Source organism: Rhizobium rhododendri (genome assembly GCF_007000325.2).
GTDB classification, from domain to species: Bacteria; Pseudomonadota; Alphaproteobacteria; order Rhizobiales; family Rhizobiaceae; genus Rhizobium; species Rhizobium rhododendri.
This window is the reverse complement of record NZ_CP117267.1, coordinates 2,136,680-2,159,164: the sequence shown is the minus strand read 5'-3', so window position 1 is coordinate 2,159,164 and position 22,485 is coordinate 2,136,680. Positions and strand designations below refer to the sequence as shown.

The following is a 22,485-nucleotide window of genomic DNA, read 5'->3' as shown; positions in this document are numbered from 1 at the left end:
CGGGATCGCGGACTGCGATGCTTGCGCATCGTAGCCGATTGCATACATACTAGCCGCAAACCGAATGGCTCTATAAGCCCAACTCCGACGCTCGACGATCGTCTTTCCAGCAGAAATTGATAGATATGACCGATACCCTGACCAATTCCTCTTCCGTAGAGCCAAAGCCTTCCGACCAGACTTTCGCCACGACCGGCATCGCGCCGATGGAGCGCCCGGGAGCCATGACGCGCTTCTTCATGGGCATCGTTGCCTGGGCCGAACGGCTGAACCTGAAATATGCCAAGCTCGGCAATCCCCCCGTCTACGACAATGCGACCTTTCCCTGGGTCGCCGAGATCGAGAAGGACTGGCCGCTGATTCGCGCCGAACTCGACCGCGTGTTGCTACGCCAGAGCGAATTGCCGACCTTCCAGGAAATTTCCACGGATGTGAAGACGATCTCGACGGACAGCCACTGGAGGACATTCTTTCTCGCCGGCTTCGGGCTGAAATCCGAGCAGAACATTCAGGCCTGCCCGGATACTTGGCGGGTCGTGCAGAAAATTCCCGGCATGAAAACGGCGATGTTCTCGATCTTCGAGCCGGGCAAGCACCTGCCGGCCCATCGCGGCCCCTATAATGGCGTGTTGCGCCTTCATCTGGGGCTGATCGTGCCTGAACCGGCTGACAAGCTGGCGATCCGCGTCAAGGACCAGATTTGCCACTGGCAGGAAGGCAAGGTACTCATTTTCGACGACGCGTATGAGCACGAGGCCTGGAACCACACCGACAAGACCCGCGTCGTACTGTTCGTCGACTTCAACAAGCCTACCCGTTTCCCGGCCAATTTCATCAATTGGATGCTGATGAACCTGGCGATCTTCACCCCATTTATCCGCGAAGGTCTCGACAACCACAAGGAGTGGGAAAAGAAGTTCTACGCCCAGGCCGAGGCGTTGCGGAACCGCAAGACGGACTAGGTCAACCACAGGCAGTTGCAGTGAGGCCGGGATTGCAATGGCATTGCGATGCCCTCGGCCTAAACCGCGGCGACACCGCCATCGACAAAGAGTTCATGTCCAGCGACAAAGCTACTCTCGCTTGATGCCAGGAAAAGGACTGCGCGTGCCACCTCGTCCGGTTTTCCCAACCGCCCAAGGGGTACGCTTCTATTGAGCGCCTCTTCGACTTCCGGTTGCGTGTCAAGGTAGCTGCGTATGAGGCGTGTTTCTGTTCCACCAGGCGAGACGACGTTGACGCGGATGCCTCGCTCCTTAAGCTCATTCGTCCAGCTTCGAGCGAACGAGCGCACCGCTGCCTTGCTGGCGTTATAAAGAGACTGGCTTGGCAGGCCTTTACTGCCAGCAATGGAGCCGTTGAGGACGACGGCACTTCCTGCTGTCATCAGCGGAAGTGCTTTCTGCACTGTGAACACCATACCTTTCACATTGACGTTGAAGATCGAGTCGAAATGCGTTTCGTCGATCGCATCGAGCGGAACGACCTCGTAAATGCCCGCATTGGCGAACACGACATCGACCCTTTGGTGGTCGCTTTGGATCCGTTCGTAAAGCCGAACGACGTCGGCAGACTTGGTGACATCACCTTGCACGCCGACCGCCCCGTGGCCGATCTCATTCACGGCCTCGGCGAGTAGTTCTTGCCGGCGTCCTGTGATGTACACGTACGCACCTTCGATGGCGAAAAGTTTTGCCGTTGCGAGGCCGATGCCGTCGCTACCTCCCGTTATCACCACGATTTTGCTTTCGAAACGTTTTGTCATTTCTTATTTACCTTTTTTTGACAAGTGGAGGATTGCTCCACTTGTAATATGGAGGTATCCTCCACTTGGCAAGCGATCAAGGAAAATAAGTTGAATGATGAACCCGCCCTCCGGGCTGACGCGAAAAAAAACCGCGAACTTATCCTTTCTGCCGCAGAGGAGCTCTTTCTGGAAAAAGGAGCGGGTGTTCCGCTGGAGGAGGTTGCCAAGCGCGCAGGCGTCGGTATCGGCACGCTTTATCGTCGCTTTCCCACGCGTGAGGCACTTCTGGCCGCTACCAGCAACGAGCGTTTCTTGTCGCTGGCGGAGACCAGCCGTAAGCGCGACCCAGATCTAACTCCAGGCGATGCGGTGCGAGCTTATCTTGAAGATCTTGCCAGGAACACGAGCACGTATCAGAGCCTTGCTGTTTCGATCGGGACTGTTATCCAATGCGGGACGCCCGGATGTAATGCGATTACCGCGGAAGGGCGTCGGCTGCTGCAGCGTGGACAAGAAGCAGGCACCATCCGCCGCGATGTCACTTACGAGGATTTCATCTACATTGTAACTGCCATCTCCATTGCCATCGAAAATGACGATTCATCGAAATCGCGTATCGGCCATCTGGTGGACTTGTTCCTGAATGGCATAAGCGTAAGAGGTTCGGATTAGCCATCACCGGGACAACTGCATCTTCTCTTCGACGCGACAACTGCCGTCGCATGTAAGCAATTGCATTATCCTGCTGGCATCGGCGATTGAAAAATCGGCTTTGCATCGCCATCTCTGGTCAGAAGAAACCGTTGGAGGTTACAATGACGGAATACAGGAAAACGGCAGAAGCCGTGGCCAAGCTGACGCCGGAACAATACCGGGTGACGCAGCAAAGCGGAACAGAACGTCCGGGCAGCGGCCCCTTGCTGAACAACAAGGAGCCTGGGATCTACGTGGACATCGTATCCGGAGAACCGCTGTTTGCCTCGTCCGACAAATTCGATTCCCATTGCGGCTGGCCGAGCTTCACCAAGCCGATCGAGCCTGCCTATGTGAACGAGGTGCACGATTCGTCGCATGGCATGGTCCGCATCGAGGTGCGATCCAAGCATGGCGACAGCCATCTGGGCCACGTATTTCCCGATGGGCCGCAAGATCGCGGCGGTCTTCGCTATTGCATCAACTCCGCGTCGCTGCGCTTCATCCATCGTGACCAGATGGAGGCTGAAGGCTACGGCGCCTATATCAACCAGACGGAGGAAGTCCAATGACCGAACGTGCTGTTCTTGCCGGTGGCTGCTTCTGGGGCATGCAGGATCTGATCCGCAAGATGCCCGGCGTCGTCTCGACACGCGTCGGCTATTCCGGCGGCGAGGTGCGCAATGCGACCTACCGCAATCACGGGAACCATGCCGAGGCCATCGAGATCAACTTCGATCCTTCGAAAATCAGCTACCGCGATCTCCTGGAGTTTTTCTTCCAGATCCACGATCCGTCGACGCCGAACCGGCAGGGGAACGATGTCGGCTCAGGCTACCGGTCTGCGATATTCTATGTCAACGACGAGCAGAAGCGGATCGCCGAAGACACCATCGCCGATGTCGACGCGTCGAAGCTGTGGCCGGGCAAGGTCGTCACCGAAGTCTCGCCGGTCGGCGATTTCTGGGAGGCAGAGCCTGAGCACCAGGATTATCTGGAGCGGATCCCGAATGGCTATACCTGCCATTTCATCCGCCCGAACTGGAAGCTGCCGCGCCGGACGCAGGCCGCCTGAGCGAAGGGCTTATGTCAAAGGGCCCGCTGGCATCAGCCAGCGGGCCCTTTTTCTGTTTGATGCGCTCCTCAGGAGGCGTTTTCGGTCGATGGCCTGTCGAGCGTTTCGACCAGTGTCGAACTGGCCTTGTTCATGCCGCGGACATCGACGCTTGCTCCTTGCGCCCTGAAGCGGGCAACCACCCGGTCCAGCGCCGCGACGGCGGTAATGTCCCAGAAATGTGCGCGCGACACGTCGATGACGACCGACTTGCCGGCAAACTCCGCGACGTCGAATGCATCGACAAACAGGTCGGCCGAGGCGAAGAACACCTGTCCTGTCACTCGGAAGGTGGATTGACCGTCAACCGCCGCCGGTTCGAGTGTCACGTCCATCAGTCGCGCCACCTTGAAGGCGAAGAACACGCCGCTGAGGAGCACGCCGACCGCGACGCCCATCGCCAGGTTTGACGTAGCGACAGTCACCGCCACGGTTGCCAGCATCACTGTGCTCGACATTTTCGGATGGATGACGATGGCCCTGAGCGACGACCAGTCGAAGGTGTCGATCGAGACCATGACCATGATCGCCACCAAGGCGGCAACCGGTACCTGCGATACCCATGGCTTCAGGAGCACCATCAGGATGAGCAGGAATGCGCCCGCAAACAGCGTCGAGAGGCGACCGCGACCGCCGTATTTGATGTTGCTCACCGTCTGGCCGATCATGCCGCAGCCGGCAATGCCGCCAAAAAGGCTGGCAGCCGCGTTGGCCAGGCCGAGACCGGTGGCTTCGCGGTTCTTGGAACTCGGTGTATTGGTGAGGTCGTCGACGACGCTGGCGGTCATCATCGATTCCAGTAGCCCGACCATGGCAATGGCAAGCGCCGGGCCGGCGATGATGCCGAGGGTTTCGAGCGTCAACGGCACGGAAGGCCACGCAAAGATCGGCAGGCTGTCGGGCAGCCGTCCGAGATCGGCGACGGTCTTTACCGGCAGGTGCAGCATGACCGACGCGACTGTCAAAACGACGATGCAGATCAGCGGCGAGGGGATAGCCGTTGTTATCAGGGGCAGCAGGTAGATGAGCGCGAGGCCTGCGGCAAGTACTGCATAGGTAGCCCATCCGGCGCCGATGACCTGTGGCATCTGGGCCGAGAAGATCAGGATCGCAAGGGCGTTGACGAAGCCCGTCCGTACAGACTTCGAGACGAAGCGCATGAGCACGCCGAGGCGGAGAAGGCCGAAGAGGATCTGGATGACGCCGGCGAGCAGTCCGGCGGCAAGCAGGTAGGGAAGGCCGTGGCTGTGGACCAGCGGAGCTGCCACGAGGGCGACGGAGCCGGCCGCAGCCGAGATCATCGCGGGGCGGCCGCCTGTAAAAGCGATGACGATGCCGATGACGAAGGAAGCAAACAGGCCGACCTGCGGATCGACGCCGGCCGCGAAGGAAAAGGCGATGACTTCCGGGATGAGGGCGAAGGTGGCAACTGCACCGGCCAGCATTTCACGCGTGGGACGGGCAGACCAGTCCCGGCTGAAGGACGATAGGATCATGTGATGAATTCTCGCAAAGCATGGCGATCGCCGCTGAAATGCGGTCGTATCCTGGCATGCACATATTTGCGTGGTCCGGCGGATCGGCGGCCGGAATAGCCACCCGGATTTTCACCGGGTCCAGTCGAATAAGCTCTTATAGCCAGACTCGATATTGCGGCGCAACAGAAAATGGCACCGCTTGCAGTTTTGCAGTCGATGCCATTCAAACGTTCAAAATCGCTGCCGAGCCGTTGGTCCGGCTGGCCTGATACCTTACTGCGCGGTGAAGAACGTCAGCAGGACCGTGCCCTTGTCGCCGAGAAGGCAGACGAAGCGATCGGATTTTCCAGTCACGCCCTTGCGAGAGAGATAGGCCTCGCCGAGCACCACCGTTTTCACCGAAACATCCTCGACCTTGGTATCCGCGGCGCTGACGGCCAGGCTCTCCATGTCAAAAACGATGTCGGTGATGTCGGGCGATTTTGCCTGCAGAGCGATCAGGCCGGTGGCCTTGCATGCGGTCACTGCAGGATCTTCCTTGGTCTGGGCGAGCGCCGGTGTCACCAGAAAGGCAGCGGCGACGGTGGCGAGGATCAATGTCTTGTAGGTCATGGGATTAATCTTTCCGCTGCGTTTCAGGTGGGTCGGAAGACGCGAAAAGGGCCAGCGCGTGGCTGGCCCAATCCGGTTGTCGGCGATTATTTCTTGAACTTGGAGTAGTCGAGCTTCGGGGCCTTCGTCAGGTCTTCCTTGGAGGTGTCGACATAGGCCTTCCAGGTGCCGTTATCGTCGGCGAGGGCGACAGACGATGGGTCGAGCACGACATAGCTTTCGCCGAGGCCGAGGAAGCCGCCGACGCTGGCGACGATGCCGATGACGGACTTGCCGCCGCCGATGACGATGTCGGAGACTTCGCCGATCTTGTCATTCTGCTTGTTGTAGATGTCGACGCCGATCAGCTTCGAAGTGACGATGTCGGTGTCCTGAATGTTGACGTACTTCAGGGGGCCGCTAGCCATCTTGCCCATGGTGATGCCTGGGCCTGCCATCGTGGCATCTGCCCCGGTAGCTGCCGACGTCTGAGCAAAGGCTGCACCACCGATGAGTGTGAGCGTCAGACCGGCAACGAGCGAACGGAATTTCATAAAGGACTCCCTAGGATTATGTAGGCCGACGACGTGTCGGCCAGTGCGGATAAGAAATTCCTGAAGATGAATGTTGTTCCATAGGGCGTTGTTTTAAATCGCTTTCCTTCAATCCGCCGATAAGTGTCTAATATAAGGAGGCCACTCGCTGAGCCCTGATAATTGCAGGTCATGCGCTGATATCGGCTGGAACAAAATGGCGGGTGAACTGTTTGGGAGCGTTGCACAACACACGCTGTCAGGGATTGGAAATGACCGTACGATACAGGCTCGGCTGCGATTTGTCGTACGAGGTTCTCGAGCCGACGACGTTCATCTTCAATCTGGAAGTTGCGAGACTGATGCGTCATCAGCAGCTCACCGAACGTTTGATCATCACCCCTGATCTGAAGCGCCGGACCCATGTGGTTCCAGATATCAACAATCGCTATCTCAGCATCGACGCGTCGCCGGGTCCGCTCCACCTTTCATATGAGGCTGAGGTGACGCTCGATGTCTTCCGCGCCGACCCGGAGACCATCGACGAGACGCCGCTGTCCGAACTGCCGCTCGATATCGTGCCGTTCCTGCTGCCGTCGCGGTTCGTGCCCTCGGACCGGCTGGCTGCCTTCGCCAACCGAGAGTTTGGAGCGATGCCTGGTGGGCACAGACGTGTGACGGCGATCTGCAACTGGATCCATGAGAATATCGATTACCGCCGGGGTGCGTCGAACGAGCAGACGACGGCCGACGAAAGCCTGTTGTTGCGGGCCGGCGTGTGTCGCGATTTCGCGCATATCGGCATTGCCTTCTGCCGCGCTCTGAATATTCCGGCCCGCTTTGTGTCCTGCTACGCATACGGGCTCGAGCCTCGCGATTTCCATGCTGTTTTCGAAGCCTACATGGGTGGCCGATGGTGGCTGTTCGATGCCACCCGCCAGGCCAATCTCGATGGTTTGGTGCGGATCGGCGTCGGGCGTGACGCGGCTGAAATCGCCTTTGCGTCTCCCTTCGGCAAAATGGAGCCCGGCCCGGTGAAGATCACCATCGAGCACGCGGACGGGTCGGGCGAGAAGCCCGGGCGGACGACGGATGCGATCTCCACGGAAGAGCCGGCGCCGAACGCCGGCGCCCAGTGAGGCCAATAAAAATCGCCGCCGTCCTGGCGGCTGACAGAGGTATTCATGACAAGAACTGACACGGGCCAGGCGATGCAACGCCACGAGTTGGTCAGCCGGTTGCGCCGCGCCCACGGCATTGCACGGCTGATGGACAGCGCCATCCGCATACCGGGCACCGGCATAAGCTTCGGCGCCGACTCGGTGATGGGGCTTATCCCGGGCATCGGCGACGCCGGCGGTGCGCTGATCGGCCTCGTTATCGTCAACGAGGCGAGACGGCTGGGCGTTTCGAACCAGTTGCTGCTGAAGATGCTGGGGAATATCGGGCTCGATACTGTCGCCGGGAGTGTGCCGCTGATCGGCGATCTCTTCGACGTCTATTTCAAATCCAACCGGCGCAATGTCCAGCTCCTTCTGGAGCATTTCGAAGTGGAAGAACGAGAGCTCTTTGCCGGAAGGCGTTAGCAGCTCGGGCACTCCGGTTGCGGAGTGCCTGATTGCGCATCAGCTTCGCGGCTTTAGGTTGTCAGGATCGTAAAGCGGTTTGTAGCCGACGGCGACCACCTCGACCGGATAGGTCTCGCCAAAATACTCGACTATCAGTTTGCGACCCATCTCGGCATGGGACCATGGCAGATAGGCAAGCGCGATATTCTTGCCGATCGTCGGGCCGTAGGCGATGGAGGTGGTGAAGGAGCGTCGGCCGAGTTCGTCGACCAGCGTCTCGCCGGTTTCGGGATCCAGGACCGGCAGGATGCCAACGGGGTAGCGCCCCACGCCCTTGGCATCGATGTTGTCCGTCATCACGAGCGTGCAGAGCATGGCCGGCTGATGGTCTCTGGCCCGATATTCCAGATGCTTTGCCTTGCCGACGAAATCCGCTTCCTTGACCTTGGGACGAGCCAGATCTGCTTCCAGAAGATTGTACTCCGTCAGAAGATCGGCATTCTGCAGGCGCAGGCTTTTCTCCATCCGGCGGGAGTTGGCATAGGTCTCGACGCCGAACGCCATCACGCCCGTTGCGCGCAAGGCATCCCAGACGGCAAGGCCGTCGTCATAGGCCATGTGCAACTCCCAGCCCTGTTCGCCGACGTAGGAGATACGGAACGCCGTAACGTTTTTGCCGCCGATCTTCAGCGGCTTGATGGCTGCGAAGGGGAAGTTTTCAGGGGCGAGGGCGGCAGGGTCTTCGACCACCTTCTGCAGCGTCTCCCGAGCATTCGGTCCCCAGATGCCGATGGTGATGTATTTCTCGGTGACGTCGGTGATGGTGACATCGAAGCCTTTGTCCTCTGCGACGCGGCGCATGTAGTGGAAATCGCGCGGGCCAGCGTCGGCGCCGTCGATCATCCGGCAGCGATCAGCCATGCGGATCACCGTAAAGTCGGCGCGAACCATGCCTTCCTCGTCGAGGAAGTGGGTGTAGATGCCTTTGCCAATATTGCCGTCGCCGCCGATCTTGGCAGCGCAGAGCCATTCCATCAGTTCGACGTGATCCGGGCCTTCGATATCGAACATGGCGAAATGCGACAGGTTGACGATGCCGCAATCCTCGCTCATCGCCAGATGCTCGGCGTTGGAGACGCGCCAGAAATGGCGGTTGTCCCACTCGTTCTCGCGCACGGGTACGCGGTCGGCGTATTTTTCCAGCAGATGCTCGTTGGCGGCATAGCCATGGGCGCGCTCCCAGCCGCCCAGTTCCATGAAGTAGCCGCCCAGTTCCTTCTCGCGCTCCCAGAACGGCGAACGGCGGACATTGCGGCCCTTGGAGAAGGGCTCGCGCGGGTGGACGGCGGGATTGTAGACCTTGGTGGCGGTTTCCGAGCAGCGATCCCAGATCATCTGCTCTTCCATCTGGTGCGGATAGAAGCGCGAATAGTCGACGGCGTGATGGTCGATGGAGGTGCGTCCGTCAGTCATCCAGTCGGCGATCAGCTTGCCCATGCCAGGGCCGTCCTTGACCCAGATGGCGACGGCATACCAGAGACCGCGCACTTTCTGGCTCTCGCCCATGGACGGACCGCCATCGGATGTCACCTGCAGCAGGCCGTTGAACGAATGGCTTTCGTTGTAGCCGAGTTCGGCCAGGATCGGCGTCAGTTCCATGGCGCGTTCCAGCGGCGCCAGCACCTGCTCGAGGTCGAGATCGCGCTGTGACGGCGACTGGCGGGTCTGGTGCTTTTCGAGCAGCTCGCGGGGATGACAGAGGCGCGGATTGGTTTCCTCGTAGTAGCCCCACTCGATCTGGCCACCTTCGGCTGTCTTCGGGTCGCCAGTGTCGCGCATATAGGCGGAGTTGCCCTGGTCGCGCATCAGCGGCCAGCCGATCTCCTTGCCGGTGCCTGCGAACTCGGTGTAGGGGCCGAAGAAGGTCAGCGGATGGTCGATCGGCATGACCGGCAGGTCCTCGCCAACCATCTCGGCGATCAGGCGGCCCCAGATGCCGGCGCAAACGACGACGTAATCGGCCTCGACGGTGCCCCGGTCGGTGACGACGGCCTTGATCCGGCCATTCTCCACCACCAGCGAGCGCGCGGAAGTGTTGGCGAACACCTTTAGCTTGCCGGAGGCTTCGGCCTGATCGACCAGCTTGCCGGCAACGGTCTGCGAGCGCGGAATGACGAGGCCGGCATCCGGATCCCAAAGGCCACCCTGAACCAGATCTTCTTCGATCAGCGGAAATTTCGCCTTGATCTCGGCCGGGCCGATCAATTCGGCGCGGGTGCCGAAAGCCTTGCCCGAGGCGACCTTGCGCTTGATCTCGTCCATGCGGCTGTCGTCCCCGACACGCGCGACCTCGATGCCGCCAACGCGGGCGTAATGGCCCATCTTCTCGTAGAAATCGATGGAATAGAGGGTTGTCCAGCAGGAGAGGAAATCATGGCTGGTGGCGTAGCAGAAGTCGGAGGCATGGGCGGTAGAGCCGATGTCTGTCGGCACGCCCGATTTGTCGATCCCGACGATATCGTCCCAACCGCGCTCAATCAGGTGGTGGACGATGGAGGCGCCGACGATGCCCCCCAGACCGATGATAACGACCTTCGCCTTGTTCGGGAACTCTGCCATGAATGCCACTCCGCTTCGTGTTGTGAGGCGACATTAGAACAAGCGGCGGGTCGACTGAAGCCTGTCTGCGACATTATCAAAATGCCCCACGACCAGCGGCAGATCTGCTCCTTCGGTCGTAGCGTATGGTATCAGCTTTGCGACTGGCTCTGCATCTGTTCTGCTTCGACTGTCACCTTCACCGTCAGGCTTTCCCCGGGCGTGCCGATGCGCATCCCTGAGACGGGAGCGGCGTCGCGGTAGCTGAGGCCTGTCGCAATCCGGACATAGCGTTCGTCCGGGCAGATGTCGTTTGCCGGGTCGAAGCCGATCCAGCCGAGGCCCGGCATGTAGGCTTCTGCCCAGGCATGCGTTGCCGTCTGCTCGGTAATGCCTTCCATCATCAGGTAGCCCGAGACATAGCGGGCAGGGATGCGCATGGCGTGCGCGGCAGCGATGAAGATATGGGCGTGGTCCTGACAGACGCCGCTCTTTCTCTCCAGCGCCTGCTCGGCTGTCGTCTCGGTATCGCTGGTGCCCTGGATATACTCGACAGTCCGGTTGATGGTGCCCATCAGCGCGTGCATGCGACCGATCTCGCTCTCGCCGGTCGCCGAACGCACCAGTTCCTTGGTCAATTTGCCGGCCTTGGTGAGCGGCGTGTCGCGTAGGAACAGCCAGAGCGGGCAATAGCCGGAGTGTGGGCCGATCACACCATTCAGCTCGTGCGTCTCGATCTCGCCCATAGCGACGATGCGGGTGCGATCCTGCGCGCCATCGAGCGACATCAGGTTGGTACGATTGCCGAACTGGTCGTCATATTCGACCTCCGTCTTGGCGCCTTCGACGGTCAGCGACCAGTCGAGCACGGTCTGTCCGGGGCCGGTGAGCGGCGTCAGACGCAGCCGCTGCAACGAGAATTGCGACGGTTCGTCGTAGCGGTATTCGGTGACGTGACTAATCTTCAGTCTCATGATCAAACCCGCTTATTGATTGAAACGATAACCGTCGGATATTTCCTGGCCGAGCTGGTTATTGCGCCAGACGAAGTTCTCGAGAAATTCGTGCAGGCCGTTGTTCATGATATCCTTGATCTCCAGCGTCTGCAGCATTTTGCGGATGCTTTCACCGGTGTCATGGGCAGCAAGACGTTCGCCATCCTCGCGGGCGAGATAGCTGAGATTGCTGACGATCTTCTCGTAGCAATAGGCGAGCGAGCGCGGCATCTGGCTGTTGAGGATCAGAAAGTCGGCAATGTTCGACGGCTTGTATTCCGCATCGTAGACCCAGCTGTAGGAGCGATGGGCCGAGACCGAGCGCAGGATCGACTCCCACTGGACATTGTCCAGCGATGAACCGACCGCCGAGACGGATGGCAGCAGCACGTAATATTTGACGTCGAGGATGCGTGCCGTATTGTCCGCGCGCTCGATGAATGTACCGATGCGGGCGAAGTTGTAGAGTTCGTTGCGCAGCATGGAGCCGTGGAATGCGCCACGAATCAGTCCGGCGCGACGCTTTATCGCATCGATGACTTCAGGCATTTCCGCCGCCTTCAGCCGTTTGCCGAGCAGCGCCTTGAGGTCGATCCAGCACTCGTTGGTCGCTTCCCAGGTCTCGCGTGTCAGCGCGGTTCGCACCATGCGGGCATTGTTGCGGCCGGCATCGATGCAGGACATGACGCTCGAGGGATTGTTGCGGTCGCGCAAAAGGTAGTCGATGGCGTCGGCGCCGGTGAGCTTGGCGTGGCCGACGTCGTAGGTTTCGCGGACGCCGGCGCTTTGCAGCACACCGTCCCAATCGTCTTCGACCGCGCCCATGCGGGTCAGCGACATGCGCATTCCGGCGTCGACCAGGCGGGCAATGTTTTCGGCGCGCTCGATGTAACGGAACATCCAGTAGAGGCCATTGGCGGTTCTTCCAAGCATGTCCGTATCAGTCCTCCAGTACCCAGGTATCCTTGGTGCCGCCGCCCTGGCTGGAGTTGACGACCAGCGAGCCTTCCTTCAGCGCCACGCGGGTCAGTCCGCCGGGAATGATCTGCACCTTGTCGGAAACCAGCACATAGGGCCTGAGGTCGACGTGGCGTGGCGCGATGCCCTTGTTGACCATGATCGGCACGGTCGACAGCGACAGTGTCGGCTGGGCAATATAGTTGTTCGGCCGGGCTTTCAGCTTCTCGGCGAACTCGGCGCATTCCTTCTTGGAGGAGGTCGGGCCAACCAGCATGCCGTAGCCGCCGGACCCATGGACTTCCTTGACCACCAGTTCGGACAGATGCTCGAGCACGTATTTGAGGCTGTCGGGTTCGGAGCAGCGCCAGGTCGGCACGTTCTCCAGAAGCGGCTTGCGACCGGTGTAGAATTCGACGATCTCCGGCATATAAGAGTAAATCGCCTTGTCGTCGGAGATGCCGGTGCCGGGTGCATTGGCGATGGTGATGTGGCCGGCACGATACACATCCATGATGCCGGGAATGCCGAGCGCAGAGTCCGCCCGGAAGGTCAGGGGATCGAGGTATTCGTCATCGACGCGGCGGTAGAGAACGTCGATTGCCTCATAGCCGCGTGTGGTACGCATCTTCACCTTGCCGTCGATGACGCGGAGGTCGGAGCCCTCGACCAGCTCGACGCCCATCATGTCGGCGAGGAACGAGTGCTCGTAATAGGCGGAATTGTAGATGCCGGGGGTCAGAACTGCGACGCGCGGCTTGCCCGAACAGCCGGGAGGGGCAAGCGACGCCAGGCTCTGGCGCAACAGGTTCGGATAATCCTCGACCGGGCGCACCTTGTTCTGATGGAACAGCTCCGGAAACATCTGCATCATGGTTTCGCGGTTTTCCAGCATGTAGCTGACACCCGACGGCGTGCGGGCATTGTCTTCCAGCACATAGAACTGGTCTTCGCCGGTGCGCACGATGTCAGTGCCGACGATGTGGGTATAAACGCCGCCCGGAGGCCGGAAGCCGATCATCTCGGGGATGAAGGCGATATTCTTCTCGATCAGTTCACGCGGCACCCGACCGGCGCGGATGATTTCCTGCTTGTGGTAGATGTCGTCGAGGAAGGCATTCAGTGCGATGACGCGCTGTTCGATGCCCTGCGCGAGCTTTCGCCATTCACGGCCGGAGATGATGCGCGGGATGATATCGAAGGGGATCAGCTTTTCCGATGAATCTTCGTGTCCGTAGACCGCGAAGGTTATGCCTGTTTTGCGAAAGATGTTCTCGGCGTCGCGGGACTTGGCAATCAGATGGGCGCGATCTTGGTTGTTGAACCATTCCGAATAGGTTTGATAAGGCGCGCGCGGGCTTTCACCGGCCGTTATCATTTCGTCAAATGCCAAAGCTGCGGTCCCCGTTTTTTCTCATTTGAATACAATGGCGGAAGCAATGCAAGAAGCATGCGCAGTTGGAGATAGAATTTCGGAACCAATGGGAAAGCCCGGCAAGCGCTGAAAGAGCTGGCATAGACAGAATAACTAATATGCGAAGCGTTCCGGCTGGCATGTTTGCTCTGCACATCCTTTGCGCAGCTGGCTATTTTTTCTGCAGGATGCCCTGCCGGCAGCAGCCGGAGGTCGATGCGCGAGGCAAAGAAAAAGCGGCGGAATTGCTCCCGCCGCTTCGTGAGGTCAGATGGTTTGGCTTACGCCTGTTCGCGACGGGGGCCTGGGCGACCGCCGGCTGGCTTGCGGGCCTGGCCGTTGTTGCCGTCTGGACGACCGCGGGCTTCGCCAGCCTTGTGAGCTGGACGGCCATGCGGCGGACGGCTGCGTGGTGCGCCGTTGTCGCCGGCTGGCCGAGCACGCTGCGGCGCCTTGGCCGGGCGGAAATCCGAGGTTGAGGCCAGATCGTTGTCAATCTCGCGCGGGGCACGTTCTGCAGTGCGCTGGCCACGGAAATCGGCATTGCGGTTGTTTTCGCGCGCTACTGCCGGGCGATCACCGCGGGTTTCGCTGCGGAAATCACCGTCTGGACGCGGACGACGAGCAGGACGGCCGTCGGAGCGGGGAGCGCCCGATCCGGCGCCACGACCCTGGCCCTGGCCACCACCACGGTTGCCGCCGGCGCCGGAGCGATTGCCGCCACCGCCACCACGGGCAGGACGGGCACGGTCCGCAGGCGCTTCGCCGCTGGCAACCTGGATGTCGATGGACATCAGGCGTTCGATGTCGCGCAGAAGACGGATTTCGTCCGGAGCGCAGAAGGCGATGGCGATGCCGTCGCGACCGGCACGGGCCGTACGGCCGATGCGGTGAACGTAGGCATCCGGTACTTCCGGCAGGTCGTAGTTGTAGACGTGGCTGACGCCGGGGATGTCGATGCCACGGGCAGCGACGTCAGTGGCGACGAGAACGCGGGTTTCACCGTCCTTGAAAGACTTCAAAGCACGCTCGCGCTGGCCCTGGCTCTTGTTGCCGTGGATCGAGGCCGCCGCGAAGCCGACGTGCTCGAGATGCTTCATCAGCTTCTCGGCGCCGTGCTTGGTACGCAGGAAGACCATGGCGCGGCCGTCCGGGTTGGCGTTCATCGATTCCTTGAGGAGCTCGGTCTTGTGGTTCTGGCCGGAAACGAAGTGAACGAACTGTTCGACCTTGTCCGCAGCCTTGCCGGGAGGCGAAACTTCGACACGGGCCGGGTTGCTCAGGAAGTCGGCGGCGAGATCGGCGATGGCCTTCGGCATGGTGGCCGAGAACAGCAGCGTCTGGCGCTTGGCAGGCACCATCTTCGAGATCTTGCGCAGGTCATGCACGAAGCCGAGGTCGAGCATCTGGTCGGCTTCGTCGAGGACGAGGTAGGACACATGGCCGAGCGTCAGGGCGCGACGGGCAATCAGGTCGAGCAGACGCCCAGGCGTTGCGACGAGGATGTCGACGCCGCGTTCCATCTGCATCTGCTGCTTGTTGATCGAAGCGCCGCCAACGACGAGGCCGATCTTCAGCTGCGTCTTGCGGGTGTATTCCTTCAGGCTGGCAGCGATCTGGTTCACCAGTTCGCGGGTCGGCGCGAGGATCAGCGTGCGGGTGCTGCGGTGTTCGGGACGCTTGCCGTCCTTCATCAGCATTTCAATGATAGGCAGGCCGAAAGCGGCCGTCTTGCCGGTGCCGGTCTGGGCGAGGCCGACGAGGTCGCGGCCCTGCAGAACGAGCGGAATGGCTTCCGCCTGGATCGGGGTAGGGGTCGAATATCCCTGTTGGGTCAGAGACGTCACAATCTGTTCGGACAAGCCAAGATCGCTAAAAGTGGTCAATTCAATTGCCTTTCGAGGCGCCAAAAACGAGTTCGCCGGAACGCGTCTTGCGGTCCGGTCGGTCTCTGGCGTCAAGAACCCCGCGTGAAGTGGGAACTTGTAAGTTGGAAAATAGCTTTCCAGCGCATGGGACTGCCGCCATTCGGCAGTCGTTTTTCGAGCGCTTTTGTCCTTCTCTTGCGGGTCGTCTTTTTTCGCAGGGCACGCTCACGCGGCGGCCGGGAAGGTGAAAGCTGAGGGGCATATGGCCCTATTCGTCGCTGAAGTCAACTGTCAGCTTCGATAAACCAGCTGTCGGCAGCAGCGCTTTGTGTCGCAGCCAGATGCCATCGATGGAGCCTCAAAAGACCGGAACGCGTATGGTTAACACATTGTTAGCGGCCTGCTTGGTAAAAAGACAGACTGTATGCGTCGAACGAGCGAGGCTTTCTTGAAGAGCCGTGGTGAACTGTTGGATATTGCCTGTCATCGGATCACCGAGACCGACCGGCCTGCCTATGTCAAAAACAGCGATCTTCGATATGTCGCGGTAAACGAGGCTTATGCGGCATTTTTCGGCCGCGAAATCTCGGATTTCATCGGTTGTCGCAGTCACGAGCTCTCCCATCGCGCCGAAGATGCAGACCGCGAGGATAAAGAGCGCCGCGCCATCGTCTTCGGAACGGAAGAAACGTCGATCTGCTTCGCTCGGGATCGCCTATCGGCGTTCGAGGTGCAGATCGAAAGCTTCATGCCGGCGGAAGACCGGGCCTATATCTTCGGCATCTTTACCGAGGCGCCGCCCCAGATCGGTGCCAGCCGCTCGGTGGAACGTGTTTCGCCCGATGATGTCGCGACATCGATAATGCAGCTTGCAGACCCTGCGGTTGCTCTGGAAACCGGGTTAATTGCCGCCGCCGACACGTCGCTGCTTCGTTCGGGTGTGGTCGAGGAAATCTTCGGCCTGCTCGACATGGGAGTTGGCATCTACACTGCCGATCTCGAGCTTGCCTACTGCAACGGACGCTGGAACGACCTCTATCTGCGCTTGGTGGGCAGGGCGACGCTCGGCATGAACGCCCGTGACGTCTATTCGGCCGTTTTCGATTTCTGGTCGGGGAGGAGCCCCGATTCGATCACTGAGGACAAGCAGCGCTGGATTGAAATGCGACTGTCGATCCTTCGCGCCGAGCATAGCGATCTTGTAGAGCGGACGCCGGATGGGGAATGGCTGCGCTGTATCCACAAGCGCCTGCCGGATGGGTCCATCGTCGCACTGCGCATCGACGTGACGGCGATCAAGGAAGGTGAAGCGCTGTTGCGCAACAAGATCGACGAGGCGACGCTCTATCGGACTCTCCTGCACGATCTTCCGGTCTCTGCCTTCGTGCGCGGTGCCGATCACCGGCTCCTCTACGGTAACGAGGCATATTTCCGGATGACCGGCCTGACAGCGGAGGCGTCGCTCGGCAAGACGGAAGTGGAAATGTTCGGCGAGGAGGGAACGGCCTTCTTCGCGGAAAACGAAGCCATGTTGCGCAGCCAGCAGCATCTCGAATTCGAGGACGAGGTCGCCTACGCCCCGGGGCGCCAGCATGCGGTCGTTACGCGGCTGAAGGGTGTTTCCACCTCCACTGGCAATCACTATGTCGTCGGCTCGATGGATGACGTATCGACGCTGAAGCTGGGCGAGAGGCAGCTTACGGAGACGCGCGCGCGCGCCGAGCAGCTTAGTCAGGATCTGGAAAACATCATAGGTTCGCTGCCGACAGGCGTGCTGATCTTCGATCAGAATTTCGACCTCGAATATGCCAACGATGCCTTCTACGAGATATGGGGAATGTCTGAGGAGGATCGCCGGGAGGCGACGTCGCTTCGCGAGGTGATGCGCCGAAATCATGCGCGTGGCTATTTCGGCCCGGACGCCCCGCATTGGGAAACGCTCTACCAGGCGCGGATAGAGGCGATCTCCGGCCCCGACGGCAGTCTCCAGTCCGAAATCAGTTTTGGCGTGGACCGCCGGGTGCTGGTGGACGGTCGCAAGCTTTCCGGCAACCGGACCTTGCTCTGCTACGCAGACGTTTCTTCGCTGTGCCGGAAGGAAAGGGAGCTATCGGAAGGGCGTGAGGCACTGGAGCGCCTGGGCGAACTGATGACCGATGCGACGCATGCGATGTCTCAAGGGCTGATGATCGTCGAGGACGGCATCATCATGCTCTCCAACGATGCGTTGCCCGGTATGCTGCAGATCGAGGCGGCATCGCTGTCCGTCGGCAGGCGATGGCTGAAGATCTTCCGTCATTGTGCCGCGCGGGGCGACCTTGGACCCGCGCCGCAGGAGGCACTCGCTGCCTGGGCCGACAGGATCCGTCGTCACCAGCCGATTTCGGCAAACTTCAATATCCGTGGCGAGACGTGGCTGCACATGAACGCATCCATGGGCCCTTCCGGCCGATGGCTGGTGGTTTTCACCGACGTCACGGACATGAAGGACCGCGAGACGGAATTGCAGCGCCTGCTTGCCCGCAGCGAAGCCGCGGACCGGGCAAAGTCGGAGTTTCTGGCCAATATGAGCCATGAGATCCGGACCCCGATGAACGGTGTGCTGGGAATGGCGGAATTGCTGGGCAAGACCGGGCTCGATGCGCGCCAGACGACCTTCGTCGACATCATCTCCAAATCCGGCAACGCACTGCTGACGATCATCAACGACATCCTCGACTTCTCCAAGATCGATGCCGGGCAGATGCAGTTGCGGCAGACGAGCTTCGATCCGGCGGAAGCGGTTGAGGATGTCGCGACGCTGCTCTCGTCTCAGGCCGGCGAGAAGAATGTCGAACTACTGGTGCGCGTCTCACCGCGCCTGCCGTCGATGGTGATCGGCGACGCCGGGCGTTTCCGTCAGATCCTCACCAATATCGTCGGAAATGCGGTCAAGTTCACCGAGCACGGTCATGTGCTTGTCGATGTCGATGCGGACCCTGTGCCGGGCAGGGCCACCATGGTCACCATCCGTGTGACCGACACCGGCATCGGCATCTCGAAGGATCGGCTAGGCTCGATATTCGACAAATTCTCGCAGGTTGATTCGTCGTCGACACGCCGCCACGAGGGTACCGGCCTCGGCCTTGCGATCACCGCTGGGCTCGTGGATCTGTTCGGGGGTTATCTGGAAGTTGAAAGCGCCCTTGGCAGCGGCTCGACCTTCAAGATCCACCTGCCGTTGCCGACTGCAACCGGCTCGCGTGGCAAAGGGCAGGTTCCGGTCAACGTCAAGGGTGCACAGATCCTCGTCATCGACGATCACGCCATCAATCGACAGATTCTCACCGAACAACTTGCCGAATGGGGCTTCCAGAGCGTTGCCGTCGCCGATGGTCCGACGGGTCTCGCGATCCTGTCGGAGGCCGCCGACATCGGGGTCGCGGTCGATGCCGTCATACTCGACTACAACATGCCGGGCATGACCGGAGCCGATATTGCGCGCACGATGCGACAGGATCGACGCTTTGACGGGGTGCCGCTGATTTTCCTGACATCGATGGATGTTGCCGGCGCTGACAGGGAATACGCAGCGCTGAGCGGCGACGCCCACCTGATGAAGCCCGCGCGCGCAAACGTGCTCCGCAACACGGTGATCGAGGTCGTGCGCACGGCCCGTCAGCGTCGCTCGACCGGCGAGGCGCCGCGCCCGCTGGTGTCCGAGGCCCCGGAGGCCGTCGCGGGGCAGTCCGTCTCGGCTGCTGCAGTTTTTGTGACGGATAGGCCAGCGGAGAGCGTCGATATCCTGGTGGCAGAGGATAACGAGGTCAACCAGATCGTCTTCACGCAAATCCTGCAAGCGGCCGGCGCTCATTTCCTGATTGTCAGGAACGGCGAGGAGGCGGTCGCTGCCTACCGCCGGTGCACTCCGTCGCTGATCATGATGGATGTCTCGATGCCGATCATGAACGGGCTGCAGGCGACCCGTGCCATCCGCGAGATCGAAGCGGCGGACGGTGCCGGACGCCACGTGCCGATCATCGGCGTCACCGCCCATGCGCTCGAAAGTGACCGTGAACTGTGCATGGCCTCGGGGATGGACGACTATATGTCGAAGCCCATAAGCCCGGAACTGCTGGAAGCGAAGATCGGGCTGTGGATGAAAAATGCCAAAAGCTCCGATCAGCAATCAAGCGTCTGATAGACCCCTGACACCGCAGAGCATTTCGCGCTTTCCGGCAAAGCCCTTGCGTCGTTCGACGGCGAAGCCAGCAGCCTGCAGATTGCGGCGTACGAAACCAGCGGCGGCGTAGGTGGCGAACGTGCCGCCTTGCGACGTCTTGTCGTGGACCAGTTGCATCAGTTCAGGCGACCACATGTCGCCGTTGCGGGACGGCGCGAAGCCATCGAGGAACCACGCGTCAAAACCCGTTTCCGCGGCACCTACTCCATCTAGCGCGGGGCCGCAAACGACACTCAGTCGCGTCTGTTCGTCCAGTTGCAGCGAGACGATGCCTTCCGGCGTCTCGGGCCAGCAGGTGACCAGCGCCTTTCGTTCGTCATCGATTTCCGGCCAGCGGGACAAAGCCCGGTCGATCTCCTGTGCACGCATCGGATACAGTTCGAAGGACATGAAATGCAGCGTCGCGCCGGCCGAACGCTCGGTCTTCCATTGGCGCCACGTCTCGCAAAAATTGAGGGCGGTGCCGAAGCCGAGTTCGCCAATGCGGAATTCCGACCGGCCGTGCCAGCGCGCCGGCAGGCCGTTGCCGTCGAGAAAGACGTGACTGCATTCGAGGCGGCCATCGGTCTGGCAATAAAAATGATCGCCAAAGGCAGACGAATAAGGCATATCGCCGTCGCGCCATTCGAGCGGCTGGCTCATCGTCTGCGACGCGTCATCGGAAACTGGATCTGTCATGCCAAGAGCCGTTAATCCGGCAAAGCCTGCCGGTCAATCGTCTACCGCACTGCTGATCGTCGGCGGCGGCATCATGGGCCTCTGGGCTGCGGTCCATGCGGAATGCCAGGGCATCGAGACGCTGTTGGTCGACAGCGGCCTTCTGGGGTCCGGCGCCAGCGGCGGCGTGCTCGGCGCATTGATGCCCTACATGCCGGATCGCTGGGACAACAAGAAGCAATTCCAGCTGGCCTCGCTCGTGGCGCTCGAAGGCGATATCGCCGAACTCGAGCTCGAAACCGGCCTTTCGGCAGGTTATCGTCGCTCCGGCCGTTTCATCCCCTTGCCGAAGCCACACCTGCGCAAGATCGCCGAAGGCCACTCGCGCGATGCCGACGCCAACTGGCGCGAGGGAGACAGGCAATTCCACTGGAATGTCATCGACGATCCCGGAGAAGGCTGGATCGATCCGGCGTCGGGGGAAAGCGGCTTTGTGCATGACACGCTGGCCGCGCGGGTCGCGCCGCGTGGGCTGATCGCGGTTTTGTCGGCCTTCCTGCAAGGCGCGCGGAATGTCCGCATCCTTCAGGGCGTGGCAGTCGAGAGCCTCGATCCTGTCCGCGGCGTGGCGCATACCACGGCAGGCGATATTGGCTTCGGACATTGTATCCTCTCGGCCGGACATGCTGCCTTTCCGCTGCTGGGACAATTGACGACGGATCTGCAAAAGCCGCTGGGGCAGGCTGTCAAGGGACAGGCCGCGCTTCTTAAGGTCGATGTCGACCCCAACCTGCCAGTGATCTTTCGCGACGGTCTTTACATCGTGCCGCACGATGGCGGTCATGTGGCAGTGGGCAGCACCAGCGAAAACCAGTTCGACGATCCCCTGTCGACCGATGCGCTGCTCGATACGCTGCTGGCATCCGTGCGAGCCATGGTGCCGCTGCTGGCACAGGCCGAACTCGTGGAGCGATGGGCAGGCTTGCGCCCGAAAGCCATTGACCGCGATCCAATGGTAGGGCCGCATCCGGATCACCCCTCATTGATCGCGCTGACCGGCGGCTTCAAGATCACCTTCGGACTGGCACACCGGCTTGCTGCCATCGCTATCGGCGAGATCTCCGGTGCTCCGGCTTTCGCATCTGAAATGCCCGAAAGCTTCACCCTGGTGAATCACATTCGCGTGGCTTCGCGCACTGCGTGAAATTTGCCGGCCGCGCTTCGTCATTCTGTCACGCAAATCGCTTATCTGCATCGTTGCGCATGGACCTATCCGTGTGGCCGCGGCCCGGAGGAGGGATCATGCGCTATATCATTGGATTTACACCGCCTCCGCGCGATCCGCTGACGATGGTTGCTGCGAGCTGGCTTGGTCGGAACGTCTATACGGGCGAACGGGTCGAGGAGCCGGAGATTGGCGGTCTCGGCCTGCGCGAGGTCGCCTTTCATACCGCCCTGCCGCGTCGCTATGGCTTCCATGCAGCGCTCAAAGCACCGTTCCGACTGGCTGAGCCGACGGCTGAAGCCGCATTGCTGCGCGACCTCATGCGCTATTCAGGGACATTCGAGCCATTTCAAATCCCGCGCCTCGAAGTCGCACGGCTCGGCAATGCCTTTGGGCTCGTGCCGTCTTATCCGCTCAGTGCGCTGAATTATCTCGCTTCGGCGCTGACGCAGGAGTTCGATCATTTCCGCGCGCCGCTGACCGAGGCGGAAATCGATCGCTGCGATCCCGACCTGCTGTCGGCGACGCAGTTCGCCAACCTCCATCGTTGGGGATGCGCCGACGTGATGGATGAATTCCGTTTCAGGATGGCGCTGACGGGACCTGTGCATTCAGCAGACATGCCGCGTATGGAACGCGTCCTGCGCGATCTCTTCGAGCCTGTTCTGGCTGAACCGATTCTCGTCTCCAATATCGCCCTGATGATGGAAGAGAGCAACGACGGTCCATTCCGCGTCCACTCGCTGCATCCGATGGGCAAGGTCAGTGCGCGGAAATCCGCCTGACGAACCGTCGTCTGCCGTGCTGCAGGCGCTCACTTTCCGT

The 22,485-nt window shown here is 60.6% G+C and carries 19 protein-coding genes and 1 other annotated feature; of the genes, 9 read left to right on the top strand and 10 right to left on the bottom strand.

Going from position 1 to position 22,485, the window contains the following annotated elements; genetic code table 11:
- Positions 1 to 125: 125 nt before the first annotated feature.
- Positions 126 to 962: an ornithine lipid ester-linked acyl 2-hydroxylase OlsC gene (gene olsC, locus PR018_RS10515; protein ID WP_142823447.1), complete on the top strand. Its 837-nt coding sequence runs from the start codon at positions 126 to 128 to the stop codon at positions 960 to 962.
- A 59-nt stretch (positions 963 to 1,021) separates the two neighbouring features.
- Here the strand turns inward: olsC and PR018_RS10510 are convergent, their stop codons facing one another.
- On the bottom strand, positions 1,022 to 1,765 hold the full coding sequence (locus PR018_RS10510; RefSeq protein ID WP_142823446.1) for an SDR family NAD(P)-dependent oxidoreductase: 744 nt from the start codon (positions 1,763 to 1,765) through the stop codon (positions 1,022 to 1,024).
- A gap of 90 nt (positions 1,766 to 1,855) precedes the next feature.
- Between PR018_RS10510 and PR018_RS10505 the strand changes: the two genes are divergently transcribed.
- The 3 genes from PR018_RS10505 (at position 1,856) to msrA (ending at position 3,515) form a co-directional block, all read left to right on the top strand.
- On the top strand, positions 1,856 to 2,419 hold the full coding sequence (locus tag PR018_RS10505; protein ID WP_142823445.1) for a TetR/AcrR family transcriptional regulator: 564 nt from the start codon (positions 1,856 to 1,858) through the stop codon (positions 2,417 to 2,419).
- A 143-nt stretch (positions 2,420 to 2,562) separates the two neighbouring features.
- On the top strand, positions 2,563 to 3,012 hold the full coding sequence (msrB, locus tag PR018_RS10500) for a peptide-methionine (R)-S-oxide reductase MsrB (RefSeq protein ID WP_142823444.1): 450 nt from the start codon (positions 2,563 to 2,565) through the stop codon (positions 3,010 to 3,012).
- Positions 3,009 to 3,515: a peptide-methionine (S)-S-oxide reductase MsrA gene (gene msrA, locus PR018_RS10495; protein ID WP_142823443.1), complete on the top strand. Its 507-nt coding sequence runs from the start codon at positions 3,009 to 3,011 to the stop codon at positions 3,513 to 3,515. Before msrB ends, msrA begins: the two co-directional genes overlap by 4 nt.
- Positions 3,516 to 3,583: 68 nt before the next feature.
- Here the strand turns inward: msrA and PR018_RS10490 are convergent, their stop codons facing one another.
- The 3 genes from PR018_RS10490 to PR018_RS10480 form a co-directional block, all read right to left on the bottom strand.
- Positions 3,584 to 5,050 (bottom strand): SulP family inorganic anion transporter, encoded by a 1,467-nt coding sequence (locus PR018_RS10490; protein ID WP_142823442.1) that lies wholly within the window; start codon positions 5,048 to 5,050, stop codon positions 3,584 to 3,586.
- A gap of 69 nt (positions 5,051 to 5,119) precedes the next feature.
- Positions 5,120 to 5,175, bottom strand: a sequence feature (sul1 is cis-regulatory element that is thought to sense ions involved in sulfur or methionine metabolism; They are found in Alphaproteobacteria).
- A 130-nt stretch (positions 5,176 to 5,305) separates the two neighbouring features.
- Positions 5,306 to 5,644: a hypothetical protein gene (locus PR018_RS10485; RefSeq protein WP_142823441.1), complete on the bottom strand. Its 339-nt coding sequence runs from the start codon at positions 5,642 to 5,644 to the stop codon at positions 5,306 to 5,308.
- A gap of 86 nt (positions 5,645 to 5,730) precedes the next feature.
- Positions 5,731 to 6,177, bottom strand: coding sequence for a PRC-barrel domain-containing protein (locus PR018_RS10480; protein ID WP_142823440.1), 447 nt, complete (start codon positions 6,175 to 6,177; stop codon positions 5,731 to 5,733).
- A 251-nt stretch (positions 6,178 to 6,428) separates the two neighbouring features.
- Here PR018_RS10480 and PR018_RS10475 point away from each other — a divergent pair, with 251 nt between their 5' ends.
- Both PR018_RS10475 and PR018_RS10470 read left to right on the top strand, forming a co-directional pair.
- Positions 6,429 to 7,295 (top strand): transglutaminase-like domain-containing protein, encoded by an 867-nt coding sequence (locus PR018_RS10475; RefSeq protein WP_142823439.1) that lies wholly within the window; start codon positions 6,429 to 6,431, stop codon positions 7,293 to 7,295.
- Between the two features lie 45 nt (positions 7,296 to 7,340).
- On the top strand, positions 7,341 to 7,742 hold the full coding sequence (locus tag PR018_RS10470) for a DUF4112 domain-containing protein (protein WP_224127772.1): 402 nt from the start codon (positions 7,341 to 7,343) through the stop codon (positions 7,740 to 7,742).
- 39 nt (positions 7,743 to 7,781) lie between these two features.
- Here the strand turns inward: PR018_RS10470 and PR018_RS10465 are convergent, their stop codons facing one another.
- The 5 genes from PR018_RS10465 to PR018_RS10445 all read right to left on the bottom strand — a co-directional run bounded on the left by PR018_RS10465 (position 7,782) and on the right by PR018_RS10445 (position 15,550).
- Entirely contained in the window at positions 7,782 to 10,343 is a 2,562-nt protein-coding gene (locus tag PR018_RS10465) for a GcvT family protein (RefSeq protein ID WP_142829256.1), read from the bottom strand.
- 131 nt (positions 10,344 to 10,474) lie between these two features.
- Entirely contained in the window at positions 10,475 to 11,296 is an 822-nt protein-coding gene (locus PR018_RS10460) for a transglutaminase family protein (protein WP_142823437.1), read from the bottom strand.
- 12 nt (positions 11,297 to 11,308) lie between these two features.
- The gene (locus tag PR018_RS10455) at positions 11,309 to 12,250 is read right to left on the bottom strand and encodes an alpha-E domain-containing protein (protein WP_142823436.1); all 942 of its coding nucleotides are present in this window, start codon (positions 12,248 to 12,250) and stop codon (positions 11,309 to 11,311) included.
- Between the two features lie 7 nt (positions 12,251 to 12,257).
- On the bottom strand, positions 12,258 to 13,667 hold the full coding sequence (locus PR018_RS10450) for a circularly permuted type 2 ATP-grasp protein (protein WP_142823435.1): 1,410 nt from the start codon (positions 13,665 to 13,667) through the stop codon (positions 12,258 to 12,260).
- Between the two features lie 302 nt (positions 13,668 to 13,969).
- Positions 13,970 to 15,550: a DEAD/DEAH box helicase gene (locus PR018_RS10445; protein ID WP_224127770.1), complete on the bottom strand. Its 1,581-nt coding sequence runs from the start codon at positions 15,548 to 15,550 to the stop codon at positions 13,970 to 13,972.
- A 454-nt stretch (positions 15,551 to 16,004) separates the two neighbouring features.
- On the opposite strand from PR018_RS10445, the gene PR018_RS10440 reads away from it, so the two are divergent.
- Complete coding sequence (locus PR018_RS10440) at positions 16,005 to 19,736, top strand: response regulator (RefSeq protein WP_244615309.1); 3,732 nt, start codon at positions 16,005 to 16,007, stop codon at positions 19,734 to 19,736.
- Here the strand turns inward: PR018_RS10440 and mnmC2 are convergent.
- Positions 19,725 to 20,456: a tRNA (5-methylaminomethyl-2-thiouridine)(34)-methyltransferase MnmC2 gene (mnmC2, locus tag PR018_RS10435; RefSeq protein ID WP_142823433.1), complete on the bottom strand. Its 732-nt coding sequence runs from the start codon at positions 20,454 to 20,456 to the stop codon at positions 19,725 to 19,727. The genes PR018_RS10440 and mnmC2 overlap by 12 nt on opposite strands.
- On the opposite strand from mnmC2, the gene PR018_RS10430 reads away from it, so the two are divergent.
- Positions 20,455 to 21,639 (top strand): NAD(P)/FAD-dependent oxidoreductase, encoded by a 1,185-nt coding sequence (locus PR018_RS10430; protein WP_142823432.1) that lies wholly within the window; start codon positions 20,455 to 20,457, stop codon positions 21,637 to 21,639. The genes mnmC2 and PR018_RS10430 overlap by 2 nt on opposite strands.
- Before the next feature lie 98 nt (positions 21,640 to 21,737).
- Positions 21,738 to 22,445 carry a DUF1045 domain-containing protein gene (locus tag PR018_RS10425; protein ID WP_142823431.1) on the top strand — a complete coding sequence of 236 codons (708 nt, stop codon included), beginning with the start codon at positions 21,738 to 21,740 and terminating at the stop codon, positions 22,443 to 22,445.
- Positions 22,446 to 22,485: the final 40 nt, after the last annotated feature.

Coding starts and splice junctions, on each gene's coding strand:
- msrB (WP_142823444.1), top strand. CDS start 2,563: ATGACGGAATACAGGAAAACGGCAGAAGCCGTGGCCAAGCTGACGCCG.
- msrA (WP_142823443.1), top strand. CDS start 3,009: ATGACCGAACGTGCTGTTCTTGCCGGTGGCTGCTTCTGGGGCATGCAG.
- PR018_RS10430 (WP_142823432.1), top strand. CDS start 20,455: ATGCCAAGAGCCGTTAATCCGGCAAAGCCTGCCGGTCAATCGTCTACC.
- mnmC2 (WP_142823433.1), bottom strand. CDS start 20,456: ATGACAGATCCAGTTTCCGATGACGCGTCGCAGACGATGAGCCAGCCG.
- PR018_RS10475 (WP_142823439.1), top strand. CDS start 6,429: ATGACCGTACGATACAGGCTCGGCTGCGATTTGTCGTACGAGGTTCTC.
- PR018_RS10470 (WP_224127772.1), top strand. CDS start 7,341: ATGACAAGAACTGACACGGGCCAGGCGATGCAACGCCACGAGTTGGTC.
- PR018_RS10490 (WP_142823442.1), bottom strand. CDS start 5,050: ATGATCCTATCGTCCTTCAGCCGGGACTGGTCTGCCCGTCCCACGCGT.
- olsC (WP_142823447.1), top strand. CDS start 126: ATGACCGATACCCTGACCAATTCCTCTTCCGTAGAGCCAAAGCCTTCC.
- PR018_RS10460 (WP_142823437.1), bottom strand. CDS start 11,296: ATGAGACTGAAGATTAGTCACGTCACCGAATACCGCTACGACGAACCG.
- PR018_RS10510 (WP_142823446.1), bottom strand. CDS start 1,765: ATGACAAAACGTTTCGAAAGCAAAATCGTGGTGATAACGGGAGGTAGC.
- PR018_RS10480 (WP_142823440.1), bottom strand. CDS start 6,177: ATGAAATTCCGTTCGCTCGTTGCCGGTCTGACGCTCACACTCATCGGT.
- PR018_RS10465 (WP_142829256.1), bottom strand. CDS start 10,343: ATGGCAGAGTTCCCGAACAAGGCGAAGGTCGTTATCATCGGTCTGGGG.
- PR018_RS10485 (WP_142823441.1), bottom strand. CDS start 5,644: ATGACCTACAAGACATTGATCCTCGCCACCGTCGCCGCTGCCTTTCTG.
- PR018_RS10455 (WP_142823436.1), bottom strand. CDS start 12,250: ATGCTTGGAAGAACCGCCAATGGCCTCTACTGGATGTTCCGTTACATC.
- PR018_RS10425 (WP_142823431.1), top strand. CDS start 21,738: ATGCGCTATATCATTGGATTTACACCGCCTCCGCGCGATCCGCTGACG.